This window comes from Aeromonas sp. s3 (genome assembly GCF_040907805.1).
In the GTDB taxonomy this organism is placed as follows: Bacteria; Pseudomonadota; Gammaproteobacteria; order Enterobacterales; family Aeromonadaceae; genus Aeromonas; species Aeromonas dhakensis.
This window is the reverse complement of the sequence record NZ_JBFOCQ010000015.1, coordinates 25,702-40,654: the sequence shown is the minus strand read 5'-3', so window position 1 is coordinate 40,654 and position 14,953 is coordinate 25,702. Positions and strand designations below refer to the sequence as shown.

Here is a 14,953-nt window from a genome sequence, read left to right as displayed (position 1 = left end):
CAGGGCTGCTTATCCCTCAAAATAATAAAAAATGCTTTTTAATGCATTTTAGTAATTAACAAAGCCGTATGATGACAAAGGCGCTTGTGGTGCCGCACGCAAGGCCATAGGCTAGTGAAAGTGTTTCATAAGGAGCTAAATGATGAATGAGTCATTGATTGTGCTGGGGATCTTTGTGTTTCTGGTACTTCTCACCCTGAGCGCCGGCATCAAGATAGTGCCGCAGGGTTACAACTGGACCGTGGAGCGCTTCGGCCGCTACACCCGCACCCTCTCCCCCGGCCTCAACCTGCTGATCCCCTACATAGATCGCATCGGCCACAAGATCATCATGATGGAACAGGTGCTGGACATCCCGGCGCAAGAGGTGATCTCCCGCGACAACGCCAACGTCACCATAGACGCCATCAGCTTCGTGCAGGTGGTGGATGCCCGCAAGGCAGGCTACGAGGTCAACGATCTCACCAGCGCCATCCGCAACCTGACCATGACCAATATGCGGACCGTGCTGGGCGCCATGGAGCTGGACGAGATGCTCTCCCAGCGCGACACCATCAACGAGAAACTGCTGCGCACCATGGATGCGGCCACCGCCCCCTGGGGCATCAAGGTAACCCGGATCGAGATCAAGGATGTACGTCCGCCGCTGGCCCTGGTCGAAGCCATGAACGCCCAGATGAAGGCCGAGCGTCAGAAACGGGCCGAGGTGCTGGAAGCCGAAGGGGTGCGCCAGTCCAAGATCCTGAAAGCGGAGGGGGAGAAGCAGTCCCAGATCCTCAAAGCCGAGGGTGAGCGTCAGGCCGCCTTCCTCGCCGCCGAGGCGCGGGAGCGGGCCGCCGAAGCGGAAGCCAAGGCGACCCACATGGTGTCAAAAGCCATCGCCGAAGGGGATCTGCAGGCCATCAACTACTTCGTGGCCCAGAAATACACAGAGGCGCTGGCCCGCATCGGTGAAGGCCCCAACAGCAAGGTGGTGATGATGCCGCTGGAGGCGGGCAGCCTGATCGGCGCCGTGGCCGGCATGGCCGAGCTGTTCAAGGATGGCAAGGGCGGCAAGTCATGACAGCCCTGTTCGAGGGACTGACCCACTGGCACTGGCTGGGGCTCGGCTTCGTGCTGCTGGCCATCGAGGTGCTGGGCTCGGTGGGCTTTCTGCTCTGGACCGGCATCGCCGCGCTGGAGGTGGGCCTGCTGCTGCTGGTCTGGCCCTTCGGCTGGCAGGCCCAGCTGCTGCTGTTCGCCCTCCAATCCCTGCTCACCACCTGGGCCTGGTGGCGCTGGCAGCACCGCCGGGATCGCTCCGATCAAGATGCCGCCGCCCCCATCAACGAGCGGATGCAGGGGTATCTGGGGCGCGAGCTGGTGCTGCTGGATGACGTGACTCAGGGGATGAGCCGGGTACACCTGGACGACACCGCCTGGACGGTGCGCTGCAGCCAGCCACTGCTCGCCGGCAGCAAGGTGCGGGTAACGGGGCATGACTCCCATATCCTGCTGGTGGAGCCGCTGCCCTGACACGAGGGCTGGCGCCTGTGACCAACAACAAAGGGCTCCGCGGAGCCCTTTTTCATTCTCTTGCAATCCGTGCCGGCGGATTAGAAGGCGTCGCTGTCGAGGGCGGCGCGCAGCAGATCCTTCCAGCTGATGATGCCGACCAGGGCGCCATTTTCCAGCACCGGCAGGCAGGAGACGTTCTTCTCCAGCATCAGCTTGACCCCTTCCCGCACCGTAAGCTGGGGAGCGATGGTGATGGGGTGGCGGCTCATGATCTGGTGAGCGCGCCGGTTGAGGGTCTCGGTGTCGCGGCTCATCTCGGCCTCGGAGTCGAGATAGGGGCTGATGGCGCGAAACAGGTCGCGATCGGAGATGACCCCTACCAGCTCCTCCTCTTCCAGCACCAGCAGATGGCGAAAGTGGGCCTGCTCGAAGATCTCCTTGATGACGCTCAACCTGTCGTCCATGGATACGGTGGCGACCCGGGTCGTCATGATGTCCCTGATATGCAGCATGCTAGCCTCCACCGTCATACTGTTTGATAGTTCTGTTATGACATGTTTTTGTGGTGCCAGCCAGTAGCAGGCCCGTACCTAAAGTGCAAACCGGCGCCATTTCACGTAAGATCCGCGCCAGTTTTTCTCCTTCATTTGAGCCAAGCAGACCAATCCATGATAGTTGCCAGTCAAATCGAACTGATCCGCGGCGGCCGCAAGCTGCTGGACAACGCATCCGCCACCATTCACCCCGGCCACAAAGTGGGTCTGGTGGGCAAGAACGGCTGTGGCAAGTCCACCTTTTTTGCACTGGTACGGGGCGAGCTGGCCATCGACAGCGGCAGCTTCAGCCTGCCCGCCGGCTGGCAGATTGCCGGGGTGGCACAGGAGACCCCGGCGCTGGACTGCTCCGCCCTCGACTACGTGATCGACGGCGACAAGGAGTTCCGCGCGCTGGAGGCCGAGCTGGCCCAGGCCGAGCGGGATGACAACGGTCTGCTGGTGGCCGAGCTGCACGGCAAGCTCGACACCATAGGTGCCTACAGCATCCGCGCCCGCGCCGCCGAGCTGTTGCACGGCCTCGGCTTTGGCGACGAGCAGCTTGGCTCGCCGGTGCGCAGCTTCTCTGGTGGCTGGCGCATGCGCCTGAACCTGGCCCAGGCGCTGCTCTGCCGCTCCGATCTGCTGCTACTCGATGAACCGACCAACCACCTGGATCTCGACGCCGTCATCTGGCTGGAGAAGTGGCTCAAGGGCTATCAGGGCACGCTCGTCTTGATTTCTCACGACCGCGACTTCCTCGACTCTGTGGTGACTCGCATCATCCATATCGAGAACGGCAAGCTCAACGAATACAGCGGCGGCTACTCCGACTTCGAACTGCAGCGCGCCGAACACCTGGCCCAGCAGCAGTCCATGTACGAGAAGCAGCAGCGGGAGATGGCCCACATGCAATCCTATGTGGACCGCTTCCGCTACAAGGCCTCCAAGGCCCGTCAGGCCCAGAGCCGATTGAAGGCCATGGAGCGGATGGAGAAGATCCTGCCCGCCCACGCCGACTCCGAGTTCAGCTTCGAGTTTCGCGAGCCGTCGGCCCTGCCGACCCCGCTGATTGCCATGGAGAACCTCAGCGCCGGTTACGGCGACAAGGTGATCCTGGAGAAGATCAAACTCAACCTGGTACCGGGTTCGCGCATCGGCCTGCTCGGTCGCAACGGCGCCGGCAAATCCACCTTCATCAAGATGCTGGCCGGCTCCAACCCGCCGCTCTCCGGCAAGCTGGAAGTGAGCGCCGGGGTGAGCATCGGCTACTTCGCCCAGCATCAGCTGGAGACCCTGCGCCTGGACGACTCCCCCCTCGATCATCTGGTACGCCTCGCGCCGGACAAGACCGAGCAGGAGCTGCGCAACTATCTGGGCAGCTTTGGTTTTCACGGTGACAAGGCGCTGGACAAGGTGGCCCCCTTCTCCGGTGGCGAGAAGGCGCGGCTGGTGCTGGCCCTCATCACCTGGCAAAAACCCAACCTCTTGCTGCTGGATGAACCGACCAACCACCTGGATCTGGAGATGCGCCACGCCCTGACCATGGCGCTGCAAGGGTTCGAGGGCGCCATGGTGGTGGTCTCTCACGACCGCCACCTGCTGCGTACCACCACAGATGACTTCTATCTGGTGCACGGTGGCCGGGTCGAGGCCTTCGACGGCGATCTGGACGACTACCACAAGTGGCTCGGCGAGCAGGAGAAAGAGGCCAACGCCAAACAGGACGACGGCGTCGTCTCCGCCAACTCGGCGGTGGCGCGCAAGGATCAGAAGCGGCGCGAGGCGGAGTTCCGGCAAGCGACCCGGCCGCTACGCCAGAAGCTGGAGAAGCTCGAAACCAGCATGGAGAAGCTGCAGGCCAAGCTGGCCGCGGTGGAAGAGCAGCTGGCCGACCCCGCCATCTATGAAGAGAGCGCCAAGCAGAAGCTCTCCGAACTGCTCAAGTCCCAGGGCCCCATCAAGGAGGAGCTGGAAGGGGTGGAGCTGGAGTGGATGAGCCTCTCTGAGGAGCTGGAAACCATGGAGCAGGCCTTCCTTGCGTGACGAACAGCTGATAACGAGCGAGCGGATCGACGCCCACGAACTGCCGGGCCCGCTCGACTTCTGGCACTGGAGCGGCGAGGTTTACGGCGCGCGCAGCCAGGACTGGCTCAGCGTGCAGGCGCTGGGGGGCAACGTCAACCTGGCCCTGTTGCTGCACCGGCTGGATCAGAGCAGCATCCCGGTGGATCTCACCGACCTGCAACCGGCGCTGGTGCAGACCGAGGCGGTGCTCGGCCCCTGGCGCACCCTGCGAGCGAGCGCCAAGGCGCGGCTCGGCGAGCAGGAGTATCAGGCCATGCTGGCCCACGAGCTGGAGCTGGAGCGCCTGCAACAAGGGGTGCTGCTGCAGACCCTGCGCAGCCTCACCCTAGTGCGCGGCGACAGCCGCAACCTGTTGAACTATCTATCGTTACTGGGGGCCCAGCAGGGCCCCCTCAGAGACCTAATATGCTGAGTTATCGCCACGCCTTTCACGCCGGCAACCACGCCGACGTGCTGAAACACGCCGTTCAGGCCCTGATCATCGAGTCCCTCAAGAAGAAGGAGAAACCCTTCATCGTGCTGGACACCCATGCCGGCGGCGGTCTCTACGACCTGCGCGGCGACTGGTCGCAGAAGAAGGCGGAATATGCCGACGGCATTGGCCGGCTGTGGGATGAGCGGGCCCAGTGGTCTGCCATGGCCCCCTATCTGGGCGTCATCGAGGAGATGAACAGCGATGGTCAGTTGCGCTACTACCCCGGCTCGCCGGAGCTGTCCCGCCGCCTCGCCCGCGAGCAGGACAAGCTGGCACTGATGGAGCTGCACAACAACGAGGTGGAGGACCTGCGCGCCAACATGGGATACGACCCCCGCGTCGCCGTGCACCATAGGGACGGCTTCGAGGGGCTGGTGGCCCTGCTGCCACCCACTCCGCGCCGCGGCCTGGTACTGATCGACCCGCCCTATGAGCTCAAAGAAGACTACTTCGCGGTAGTCGATACCCTTAAAAAAGCGCAAAAACGCTGGGCCACCGGCATCTACGCCCTCTGGTATCCGATCCTCGGGCAAGAGGCGGACAAGTCCCGCGACATGCTGCGCGCCATCAAGCGGGAAAACTTCGGCAACGTGCTGGTGGCCGAGCTGGAAGTGGCTGGTCAGACTGCCGACTGGGGTATGAACGGCTCAGGCATGCTGATAGTGAGCCCTCCCTGGATGCTGGACGAGCAGATCGAAGCCTTCTTGAAACCCCTGTGCGCCAAGCTGGCCCAAGGCGCCGGCGCCCAGTACAAGGTGGAGTGGCTGAACAAGGCCGAGGCCTGACCGTTCATCCGCCACAAAAACGACAAAGCCCCGCGAGGGGCTTTTCTATTACTGCGGCAGTTGTGGCTAAAGGGACTGCTATTGCCGGGTGCCAACCTCTGCGGGGAGATCCCGCCAGAGCGCCAGAATAAGCAGCGCCAGCAGGGCGAAAGGCGGGGCCAGGCTGAGCAGCATGCACAGCACTGTGATCAGCGCCGGATGCTTGCTCTTGCGGCGGGCCAGTCGCCAGGCCACGACGCCCACGATGATCATCAGCAACAAGATGAACTGCCCCATCAGGGTGGCGTTAATATTCATATGCATGAAAGCTCCTTTTTCATGGCAAAGGCTCACTCTAGCGCCGCTGTGGCCCCAGGCAACTCCCAATCCGGTGAGGGTGCTCTCACTTGATAGGCCCTCCCTATCCAATCATTAGATGAGAATGGTTTTCATTTAATGCAATTTCGGGGGATACTCTGCTCATCACCAGAGGGAGCCGCCATCATGAAAAAGACCATCAGCTTTGCCGTTTTGCACTTCACTGTGGCCTTCACCGTGGCTTACCTGCTGACCGGTGAACTGTTCACCGCCAGCCTGATCGCCCTGATCGAACCCGCCGTCAACACGGTCGCCTTCTACTTCCACGATCTCGGCTGGCACAAGCTCAAGCCCCACCACAGCCTGCAGGCCAAGACCAGCAGCTTCGCCCTGGTGCACTTCTCGGTAGCCTTCGGCGTCGCCTACCTGCTGAGCGGCGAGCTGCTCACCGGCGGCGTGATGGCGATGATCGAGCCTGCCATCAACACCGTCGTGTTCTTCTTCCACGAGCGGCTGTGGCGCGCCCGCCAGTCCCTGGCGCTGGCCTGATCTCCCTCCCCTTGTCTGGGGCCGCCCGGCGCAAAAAATGCTCGGCGGCCCAGCGCCATTGTGCTTTAGTAGCCGGGTCCCCCTTGCTGGAGCCCCTCAATGAACAAGACCTTGCTTGCCACTCTGCTGTTTGCCCCTTTATTGGCCACCGCTGCCACCCCCTCCTTCGATTGCGCCAAGGCGAAAGGCGCCGCCGAAACCCTGCTCTGCAAGGATGCCGCGCTGGCGGCGCTGGACAACGAGCTGGTGGCCCTCTACCCCAAGGCAATTGCCGCGTTCTCACCCGAGCAGCAGAAAACCGAGCGCGCCATCCAGCGCGGCTGGATCAAGGGGCGCAACGAGTGCTGGAAGGCGAGCGATCTGCGCCAGTGCGTGGAAGATAGCTACCAGCTGCGGATCACCGAACTGCAGATCAAGGGCGGCCAGCTGATGGTGCCAAGCCCGGTGGACTACCAGTGTGACAATAATATCACCCTCTCCACCTACTTCTACAACGAGGCCAAGCGGCCCGCCGCGGTGATCAACCTGGACGAGGGTGAGGGTACTGACCCGCTGCAGGTGCTCGCCTATGAAACCCCCAGCGCCAGCGGTACCCGTTATGAAGGGCAAAACCTCACCCTCTTTACCAAGGGGGGCGAAGCCAGGCTGGAGCGTGTCGGCCAGCCAACTCTCTCCTGCATGGAAAATCCGACCAAGGGTTGAGTCTGATACGGAGCGGCACGGCCGCTCCGTATCTTCGAAATCAGAAAGCCAACCAGCGGCGGGCAACACAAGCCGCGCCCTCTACACCGATTCCCACCACCTCTTCACCTGCGCACGCAAGTGCTCTCGCATCCCACCAACTGGCGATCAAACAGTCTTAAAAATTAATTTGTTGATCTTGCTCAGGAATTTCTCATACAGCCCTTCCTCTTAAGGCCATAGTAGTTAACATACCTAATTGGCAACCTATATCTCATTGGAGTCACCCATGAGCCATGCCATCCCCACTCGAAGGTTAAGAGCAGCAGACTGAAGGCTGTAATTCAGGGGCGGTAGCCTATCTAAATAATGCTGGTCGGTGTTTTGATAATTCCTCTTCAAGAAAATTAAATATGTCAAATTTAAGATTACTTATCATATCTGATTTACACGCTGTGATAGATAGTGCTTTTAGCCATGATTCCAGACTAGAGTTTAATAAAAACAAGTCAGAATATGGTGAGGCAGCAATTAGCTACATGAAGTCTCTTGATATACAGCCTGATGTTTTAGTATGTGCAGGAGACATCTCAAATAAAGCATGCAAGGACTCTTTTAATGTCGGATGGAATTACATCAACAAGATAAGAAATGACTTAAAAATCCCTACATTACTGACAGTTCCAGGAAATCATGATCACGATTCTAGATTAAAGACCCAATACTCACCAAAGCATAATTTACAGTTTCAAAACCCAATTTTTCCATTCGAGTGCCATGATAAAAACACTCATTTCTGGGCGTGGAATTGGTGTCATATTGAACAAGATAGCTTTCATGCCATCCTACTAAACACTAGCGCATATCACGGTTTTGGTGATGAACATAACCATGGAAGGGTTGCAATTGAAGTCGCAAGTCAGATTAAAGATCATTTATCCAGCAACACAGTAATTGAAAAGGACTTCAATTTATTGTTGTGTCACCATCATCCAGAAAAAATGGAATTTGTTGATAACTCTTATGATCATGAAGAGATGGAGGGAGGAAAATTATTAATAGACCGCCTCCAGGAAATAGATAAAGGACCTTGGTTAATAATTCATGGCCATAAACACTTTGCAAGTCTCAGTTACGCATCATCCAAAGGAACTTGCCACCCAGTTATTCTATCTGCAGGCAGCCTATCCGCAAGACTCTATCCAGAAATAGAACATAGAACCTCTAATCAGTTCTATATTATTGATATTGACTCTGTCGAAACAAGAAATAATGGTAGATTAATTGGCACTATAAATACTTTTGAATGGACTATGGATTCAGGATGGAAACCATCAAAATCAGAGCATCTTCCTGCAAAAGGAGGATTTGGATGCCAAGATACTCCAGCTATGATAGCGAAAAAAATCATAGAGTTATTTGACAGCCAAAAAGGTAAGTTTCTCGATAGCAATGATCTGTCCACAATTCAAAAATCCATAAATCATTTACCTCCAATTGATTTTAAATCAATAATTAAAAAGCTTCAAAACCAAGGGTTTACGGTTCATTTTGAAGATAACATACTTATGGAGATTGGGAAATGATCATTACATATGAGAATATGCTTAGTATTGGTGAATCCTTTAATGCGAGGACAACCAATACTCAAGAGCTTTGTAACACATTTATCAGCAATATCTATTTTGAACGACTATGCTCACCTAACAATGTTATTATGATAGGTCCAAGAGGCAGTGGTAAAACAACGTTATTAAGAATGCTTGAGGTAGAGGCCCTTGACTTATGGGATAAAGAAATCTCTAATGAATTTAGAAGAAAAATAGATTTCTCTGGTGTTTTCATTCCTACAGATCGTTTTTGGAAAACACAATATGATAAATTATTAACAATGGTTGAAGATAACAATGCTTTACAAAAAATTCTTGAATCCATTTTTATATATCATATTTTAGAAAAACTTGCCTCAACCATTACATATAGAGCAAGCAAAAGCGTTAAGCGTAAGAACCATTTCAAACATATCGAGATAGATAAGAATACAGAGTCTGCAATGGTAGAGGACCTATCATCTTTATGGCAAACTGATGTTCGCATAAAATCACTAAGAGGCTTAACAATTTCTATTATTGAAAAGAAACAAGAGCTGTCAGATTATATATCTAAAGCAACAGCAAAAGAACTTTCACTACCTCCCCTTCCTCGATACATCGACAGTGATTTAATAAGAATTTTAGATACATCAATAAAAACCATAAATATTTATTTAAACTGTCGTGATGATAAATGGGCCTTTCTTTTTGATGAGTTAGAATTAGCCCCAGACAAATTAATACAACCCTTAATTGACGCGATGAGAGGGGGACCAGACAATATTATTTTTAAACTAGCATTATCACCTTATCACAAAGGTGTATCTATAACAGACGCACCAACTAGTACAATGAAAGATCAAGATTTAACATTTATTAATCTAACCGGAGTAAATAAAAAAGAATCTGAAAACTTTGCTATAGAGCTATGCAGTAATTTATTTGTAAGGAATGGACTTAAAAATAATATAGATAGCTACTTCGAAAACCCTCAAAAAACTAATGTAGAACTTGATTTCAAAGAGCTTTACGATAAAGATGAATCGTTTAAAAACTTCATAGACAAAAAATCTATTAACATTAAAAACTTAAGTGCACATGACGATACAACTAAAGCCCAAATAAGAAAAATCCAGTTTATTGTACAGCTTAGAAATTATTCATTAAAATATAAAGGACATAGAAAGAGTCGTAGGCGACCAGCAGATTATTACGCTGGCTTCATTAATATATGTAAGGCTATGGAATATAATCCAAGAATGCTGATTGGAATCATGAATACCTTCATACCAATCGCAAAGTCAGAAGGAATTATATCTATATCAACTCAACTATCATATCTCAACAATTATTATCAGTCATTTCAATCACTACTCAGCACTATTGCTATAAAATCAAACAATAGTGCATACAATACTATTTATGATTTGATTGAGGTTATTGCCAAAGCGTTTCATAATGAAATTTATGGACCAAATTTCAAACCAAATCCATGTGGATCAATTAATTTTAAGAAAGGCACTCATATATTATCGTATAAAGAGGCAATTGGATATGCCCTCAATGCTGGTGCACTAATCGCAGAGAAAAATGATATAGGCGCATTCCATGATGTTATAAACATCGAGAAGACAAAATGTCGACTATCATTTTTGTTTGCACACCACTTTGGCCTGTTGATGATAAAGCAAAAAGAAAAGGACTTAATGAGCATATTAAACTCTACTGACGAGATTAGTGTCATAGAGCCTTTTACCTCTTACACACATCAGATGGAACTTATATTATGATCGTAAGTAAAGAACCATATATATTAAACTTTGACCTTGCAATTATAGGGTTAGGGTATGAAAGCAGAGCCACTCAGGCATATATAAAGCAAAAAGAATTATTTAAAGACATTATTGTCATTGGCTATAACAAGCACACCGATGTCTTTTATTACAATCAGAACAAAGCTTTATATGAGCATGATGCCTTAAATATTTGTGAAGGTGATGATATTGATGTTTTCAACTTCTGCAAGAATAAAGTTATCTCTCTCGTGGGAAATTCTCCCATAAATGTCTTTGTGGATATCACGGTAATGAGCCGCCATAGACTTGCCACAATTATTTTAATGCTAATTAAAGAATTGCCAAACAAGTCAAAAATAACCATCTCTTATTCACCGTCAGAGTTCATACCACCATCAGAACAAACATCCCCCATTAAAATCATTGATGATATATCTCATTATTTAGGTAGTTATCTTGGCGACCTATCATTACCAACATCACTCATACTTGGACTAGGTTATGAAAAAGATAAAGCTCTTGGTTTATGCAATTATTTAGATGTACAACATACTTTTTTGTTTTCTCCAAAAAGCTCAGAAATACGATTTGAAGAGTATGTGTACAAAAATAATCAGTTTTTAATTGAATCCATTGGAAATAATAGAGTTTTTTATTATAGTGTTGAATCACCTTATACGACATATCTAGATTTAAAACATATGGTATTATCCCTTAGTGATTATTCTAGGCCATTATTGATCCCATTGGGCCCCAAAATATTATCTGCCATTTCAGTCATTATTGGCTATGAATTATCACCAAAACTCCCCGTATGGAGAGCATCATCAGAACATAATGAAACCCCACAAGATAGACCACCATCAGGGAATCAAATCCTATTATCTTTAGAGATATAACAAGAAATTATTAATTAATGCTAAGAATCAACCATATAGATGAAACAAGAGATATCAACATGTATGATTATATTTTAAAACTGGCATAATTCTAATATAAACATCTTACTTCACTAATATTTTCTCTGGTGTCATTTCTGAGCGCAATTTGACATAGCACTCCCAAAGGAGATTTATTAAACCTGATTTAACCAGCAGACGGATTGTGCTGCGCATTATTTGCCCGCAGGATGCTGCCGATCTGTTCGAGATTTATGGCAATCCACTGACTATGGGGTTTGCCTCTGATCCCTGCTTTACCTCCCCTGCTATAGTGGCGCAGATGATGGCAAGCGTGTTGAGGCCGAAGCATACGGGTGAGTCCCTTTAGTGGGCGATTGTCGAGCGGGAGAGCAGCAAGCTGATATGCTCCTGCGGCCTGCACAGTTTCAGTGAGGCGGGCCACTGCTGCGAGGGGGTTGCCTACTCTATGCGGGTTATTGGCGCAAGGGGTTTATGTCAGAAGCGCTACGATAGCTGTTCGCCCACGCCGGCACGCTGGGAGTAACCTGCCTCACCGCAGATATAGATGCAGATAACCTCCGCTCTATCGTCCTGTTTGAAAAGCTGGGTTTCAAGGCACATATAGGGCACAGATACCAGAGCACGGTTTGCGCTGGTCTGCGAGGCGGTTGGCAACACTATTCCCGCTAGCACACGCCTGCTGGTGCCACACACAGGCCATCGAGCAGCCCGCGCTGTTTGTGCAGCATCTGCAACGCTGGCTCACCACGCAGAGATAAGCAGGGATACGTTCACGCCCAATCAGGATCATCTGCACTCCAGCCGCGCTGGGTGCAGGCCGAACCAGCCAGGCTGCCATAAAAAAGCCCCGCGATGCGGGGCTTTTTGTTATCGGCAGTGGCCGACTCAGTTGACCGTAACCGGCTGACCCAGCGCATCCGGCGGGGTCTGGAACTCGCGCTCGGCGTCGTCGAAGCGCTCCAGCATGGCCTTGGAGGGGGCCTTGTCCAGCAGGCTGAACACCAGGATGGCGAGTCCGGAGAAGAGGAAGCCCGGGATGATTTCATAGAGCCCCAGCCAGCCAAACTGCTTCCAGACGATGACGGTCAGGGCGCCCACCAGCATGCCCGCCAGGGCGCCGTTGCGGGTCATCCGTGACCAGAGCACGGAGAGCAGCACCACGGGGCCGAAAGCGGCACCAAAGCCGGCCCAGGCGTAGCTCACCAGCCCCAGCACCCGGTTTTCCGGATTCATGGCGACGGCGATGGCGATGAGTGCGATCACCAGCACCATGGCGCGGCCGACCCACACCAGCTCCTGCTGGGAGGCGTTCTTGCGCAGGAACGGCTTGTAGAGATCCTCGGTGATGGCGCTGGAGCAGACCAGCAGCTGGCAACTGAGGGTACTCATCACCGCCGCCAGGATGGCGGAGAGCAGCACGCCGGCGATCCAGGGGTTGAACAGGATCTTGGAGAGCTCGATAAAGACCCGCTCCGGGTTGGCAGTCACGCCGCCAGCCTGCTCGGTGAAGGTGGAGAAGTAGGAGAGGCCGAAGAAGCCGATGGCCACGGCGCCGCCCAGGCACAGCACCATCCAGGTCATGCTGATGCGACGGGCATTGGTCATGGAGTGGTGGGAGTCCGCCGCCATGAAGCGCGCCAGGATGTGGGGCTGGCCGAAGTAGCCCAGGCCCCAGGCCATCAGCGAGATGATGGCGATGAAGTCCAGGTTCTTGAACATGTCGAGGTTGCCGGCGTTCTGCGCCGCCACCTGCACCATGGCGGTGTCGATGCCGCCCACCGCGATGATGACGAACACCGGGGTAAGGATCAGGGCGAAGATCATCAGGGTGGCCTGCACGGTATCGGTCCAGCTCACCGCGAGGAAGCCGCCGAAGAAGGTGTAGGTGATGGTGGCCGCGGCACCGACCCAGAGGGCGGTGTCATAGCTCATGCCGAAGGTGCTCTCGAACAGGCGGGCTCCGGCCACCACGCCGGAGGCGCAGTAGATGGTGAAGAACAGCAGGATCACTAGGGCGGAGAGGATGCGCAGCACCCGGCTCTTGTCTTCGAAGCGGTAGGTGAAGTAGTCCGGCAGGGTCAGGGCGTTGCGGTTCTTCTCGGTATGCACCCGCAGCCGGCCGGCGACCCAGCGCCAGTTGAGGTAGGCGCCCAGGGTCAGACCGATGGCGATCCAGCTCTCGGAGATGCCGCCGATAAAGACGGCGCCCGGCAGGCCCATCAGGAGCCAGCCGCTCATGTCGGAGGCACCGGCGGAGAGGGCGGTCACCCAGCTCCCCATCCGGCGGCCGCCGAGAATGTAGTCGTCAAAGTTGCGGGTGGCGCGATAGGCGATAAAGCCGATCAGGACCATCCCGAGGATATACACCAGAAAGGTGATAAGCATGGGTGTGCTGGCTGTCATTCAAAACTCCGTTATGTGACGTGTGTGCCCGTTCTGACGACGGACTCTTCCTTAAAAAAACCGCCCTAGCTTAATCAGCAGATCCCATGACCTCAACCTTTTTTAACAAACAGAAAACACAATATAAACGTTTCATCTTTAACCAACAGACCAGCTTTGCCCCGTTCCACCAGATTTTATCCTGACGCAGCAACTGCTTATCCACCGGGCATGTTCAGGGGTTCTATCCCGCCACGGCGGCAAAAAAAAGCCCCGACCAGAAGTCGGGGCCATCTCGGCAGGTGCCAATCAGCGATTGATCGCGATCGGCATGCCGCTGCGCTGCTCCAGCGCCTGCTTGACCAGCTGGGAGTCGCTGTCGGCGTGGGCGATGAAGCGGGTCACCGCCGGGGTCATCGGCAGCGGCGCAGGCAGGCTGGAGTTGAACTCCTCCTGATTGCGGGAGAGCGGCTGATGCACTTCCAGGTAGCGGCGGCCATCCGGCTCGACACTGGCCTTGATGGGCTGGTTGACGAACTGCACGCGGGTACCGACCGGCACCTTCTTGAACAGGTACTCGATGTCGTCGTTGCGCAGGCGCACGCAACCGTGGCTCACCCGCAGGCCGATGCCGAACTGGGCGTTGGTGCCGTGGATGGCGTACATCTTGCCGATGTAGAGCGCGAACAGCCCCATGGGGTTGTCCGGGCCGGCCGGCCATACTGCCGGCAGGGTCTCGCCACGGGCGGCATATTCGGCATGCATCTTGGCGGTCGGGGTCCAGGTCGGGCCCGCCTTCTTGCGCTGCACGCTGGTCACCCAGTTTTCCGGGGTGTCGGTGCCAAGCTGACCGATCCCGATGGGCAGCACTTCCACAACCTTCTTGCCTTTCGGGTAGTAGTAGAGGCGCATCTCGGCCACGTTCAGCACGATCCCTTCACGGGGTGCATCCGGCAGGATCAGCTGGTGCGGCACGATCAGCTTCTCGCCGGTCTGCAGCAGCAGGGGATCCGCCTTGGGGTTGGCCTCCAGCATGTTGGTCAGCCCCAGCTGGAATTTGGCGGCGGCGGCCTCCAGCGGCTGGCCGTTTTCTTCGGCCGGGACCACGTATTCCAGATTTTCACCCACCAGGCGGCTGTTGGCCGCAGGCAGGGCGTATTCAACAGCGAGCGCAGGCGCGGCGCCCAAGAGGAGGCTGCAGCACAGCGCGGCCGCAGTAGTGTGGAGGAGCTTCATAACTTTCCTGTAATGGATGACGTGGTTCAAGACTCTGGGCTGACCCGGGAGCGGCGGGCGATCCGGGGGGCGAAGAGAAGGCCGCCATTTTTCTCCTCTGCCGGGCAAATTTCAACTGA

14 protein-coding genes are annotated in these 14,953 nt (G+C 54.0%); 10 read left to right on the top strand and 4 right to left on the bottom strand.

Annotated elements, in window-relative coordinates; genetic code table 11:
* Window positions 1-142 precede the first annotated feature (142 nt).
* Together AB5Y98_RS08000 and AB5Y98_RS07995 are read left to right on the top strand one after the other, a co-directional pair.
* Window positions 143-1,063, top strand: coding sequence for an SPFH domain-containing protein (locus AB5Y98_RS08000; protein WP_005304750.1), 921 nt, complete (start codon window positions 143-145; stop codon window positions 1,061-1,063).
* Window positions 1,060-1,515 carry an NfeD family protein gene (locus AB5Y98_RS07995; protein ID WP_010636234.1) on the top strand — a complete coding sequence of 152 codons (456 nt, stop codon included), beginning with the start codon at window positions 1,060-1,062 and terminating at the stop codon, window positions 1,513-1,515. The genes AB5Y98_RS08000 and AB5Y98_RS07995 overlap by 4 nt, the downstream gene beginning before the upstream one ends.
* Before the next feature lie 80 nt (window positions 1,516-1,595).
* Here the strand turns inward: AB5Y98_RS07995 and AB5Y98_RS07990 are convergent, their stop codons facing one another.
* A complete protein-coding gene (locus AB5Y98_RS07990) occupies window positions 1,596-2,009 on the bottom strand; it encodes a CBS domain-containing protein (protein ID WP_005304756.1) in 414 nt (137 codons plus the stop codon).
* A 156-nt stretch (window positions 2,010-2,165) separates the two neighbouring features.
* Here AB5Y98_RS07990 and AB5Y98_RS07985 point away from each other — a divergent pair, with 156 nt between their 5' ends.
* From AB5Y98_RS07985 to AB5Y98_RS07975, 3 genes are read left to right on the top strand one after another with little or no spacing between them, the layout of a single operon-like run.
* On the top strand, window positions 2,166-4,076 hold the full coding sequence (locus AB5Y98_RS07985) for an ABC transporter ATP-binding protein (RefSeq protein WP_054543459.1): 1,911 nt from the start codon (window positions 2,166-2,168) through the stop codon (window positions 4,074-4,076).
* On the top strand, window positions 4,069-4,530 hold the full coding sequence (locus AB5Y98_RS07980; protein ID WP_368231680.1) for a DUF2390 domain-containing protein: 462 nt from the start codon (window positions 4,069-4,071) through the stop codon (window positions 4,528-4,530). The genes AB5Y98_RS07985 and AB5Y98_RS07980 overlap by 8 nt, the downstream gene beginning before the upstream one ends.
* Window positions 4,524-5,378, top strand: coding sequence for a 23S rRNA (adenine(2030)-N(6))-methyltransferase RlmJ (locus tag AB5Y98_RS07975; protein ID WP_368231679.1), 855 nt, complete (start codon window positions 4,524-4,526; stop codon window positions 5,376-5,378). The genes AB5Y98_RS07980 and AB5Y98_RS07975 overlap by 7 nt, the downstream gene beginning before the upstream one ends.
* Window positions 5,379-5,456: 78 nt before the next feature.
* On the opposite strand, the gene AB5Y98_RS07970 is transcribed toward AB5Y98_RS07975, so the two are convergent.
* The gene (locus AB5Y98_RS07970; protein ID WP_019841112.1) at window positions 5,457-5,675 is read right to left on the bottom strand and encodes a hypothetical protein; all 219 of its coding nucleotides are present in this window, start codon (window positions 5,673-5,675) and stop codon (window positions 5,457-5,459) included.
* A 186-nt stretch (window positions 5,676-5,861) separates the two neighbouring features.
* Between AB5Y98_RS07970 and AB5Y98_RS07965 the strand changes: the two genes are divergently transcribed.
* The 5 genes from AB5Y98_RS07965 to AB5Y98_RS07945 all read left to right on the top strand — a co-directional run bounded on the left by AB5Y98_RS07965 (window position 5,862) and on the right by AB5Y98_RS07945 (window position 11,192).
* On the top strand, window positions 5,862-6,224 hold the full coding sequence (locus AB5Y98_RS07965) for a DUF2061 domain-containing protein (RefSeq protein WP_368231678.1): 363 nt from the start codon (window positions 5,862-5,864) through the stop codon (window positions 6,222-6,224).
* A 99-nt stretch (window positions 6,225-6,323) separates the two neighbouring features.
* On the top strand, window positions 6,324-6,926 hold the full coding sequence (locus tag AB5Y98_RS07960; protein ID WP_368231677.1) for an MliC family protein: 603 nt from the start codon (window positions 6,324-6,326) through the stop codon (window positions 6,924-6,926).
* Between the two features lie 392 nt (window positions 6,927-7,318).
* Complete coding sequence (locus tag AB5Y98_RS07955; RefSeq protein ID WP_242762285.1) at window positions 7,319-8,491, top strand: metallophosphoesterase; 1,173 nt, start codon at window positions 7,319-7,321, stop codon at window positions 8,489-8,491.
* Window positions 8,488-10,287: a hypothetical protein gene (locus tag AB5Y98_RS07950; RefSeq protein ID WP_242762283.1), complete on the top strand. Its 1,800-nt coding sequence runs from the start codon at window positions 8,488-8,490 to the stop codon at window positions 10,285-10,287. The genes AB5Y98_RS07955 and AB5Y98_RS07950 overlap by 4 nt, the downstream gene beginning before the upstream one ends.
* Window positions 10,284-11,192: a hypothetical protein gene (locus tag AB5Y98_RS07945; RefSeq protein WP_368231676.1), complete on the top strand. Its 909-nt coding sequence runs from the start codon at window positions 10,284-10,286 to the stop codon at window positions 11,190-11,192. Before AB5Y98_RS07950 ends, AB5Y98_RS07945 begins: the two co-directional genes overlap by 4 nt.
* Window positions 11,193-12,101: 909 nt before the next feature.
* Here the strand turns inward: AB5Y98_RS07945 and putP are convergent.
* On the bottom strand, window positions 12,102-13,619 hold the full coding sequence (gene putP / locus AB5Y98_RS07940) for a sodium/proline symporter PutP (RefSeq protein WP_017785892.1): 1,518 nt from the start codon (window positions 13,617-13,619) through the stop codon (window positions 12,102-12,104).
* A gap of 288 nt (window positions 13,620-13,907) precedes the next feature.
* Complete coding sequence (locus AB5Y98_RS07935; protein WP_005304791.1) at window positions 13,908-14,834, bottom strand: L,D-transpeptidase family protein; 927 nt, start codon at window positions 14,832-14,834, stop codon at window positions 13,908-13,910.
* Between the last annotated feature and the right edge of the window lie 119 nt (window positions 14,835-14,953).

Coding starts and splice junctions, on each gene's coding strand:
- AB5Y98_RS07950 (WP_242762283.1), top strand. CDS start 8,488: ATGATCATTACATATGAGAATATGCTTAGTATTGGTGAATCCTTTAAT.
- AB5Y98_RS08000 (WP_005304750.1), top strand. CDS start 143: ATGAATGAGTCATTGATTGTGCTGGGGATCTTTGTGTTTCTGGTACTT.
- AB5Y98_RS07975 (WP_368231679.1), top strand. CDS start 4,524: ATGCTGAGTTATCGCCACGCCTTTCACGCCGGCAACCACGCCGACGTG.
- AB5Y98_RS07955 (WP_242762285.1), top strand. CDS start 7,319: ATGTCAAATTTAAGATTACTTATCATATCTGATTTACACGCTGTGATA.
- AB5Y98_RS07985 (WP_054543459.1), top strand. CDS start 2,166: ATGATAGTTGCCAGTCAAATCGAACTGATCCGCGGCGGCCGCAAGCTG.
- AB5Y98_RS07960 (WP_368231677.1), top strand. CDS start 6,324: ATGAACAAGACCTTGCTTGCCACTCTGCTGTTTGCCCCTTTATTGGCC.
- AB5Y98_RS07945 (WP_368231676.1), top strand. CDS start 10,284: ATGATCGTAAGTAAAGAACCATATATATTAAACTTTGACCTTGCAATT.
- putP (WP_017785892.1), bottom strand. CDS start 13,619: ATGACAGCCAGCACACCCATGCTTATCACCTTTCTGGTGTATATCCTC.
- AB5Y98_RS07990 (WP_005304756.1), bottom strand. CDS start 2,009: ATGCTGCATATCAGGGACATCATGACGACCCGGGTCGCCACCGTATCC.
- AB5Y98_RS07970 (WP_019841112.1), bottom strand. CDS start 5,675: ATGAATATTAACGCCACCCTGATGGGGCAGTTCATCTTGTTGCTGATG.
- AB5Y98_RS07935 (WP_005304791.1), bottom strand. CDS start 14,834: ATGAAGCTCCTCCACACTACTGCGGCCGCGCTGTGCTGCAGCCTCCTC.
- AB5Y98_RS07965 (WP_368231678.1), top strand. CDS start 5,862: ATGAAAAAGACCATCAGCTTTGCCGTTTTGCACTTCACTGTGGCCTTC.
- AB5Y98_RS07995 (WP_010636234.1), top strand. CDS start 1,060: ATGACAGCCCTGTTCGAGGGACTGACCCACTGGCACTGGCTGGGGCTC.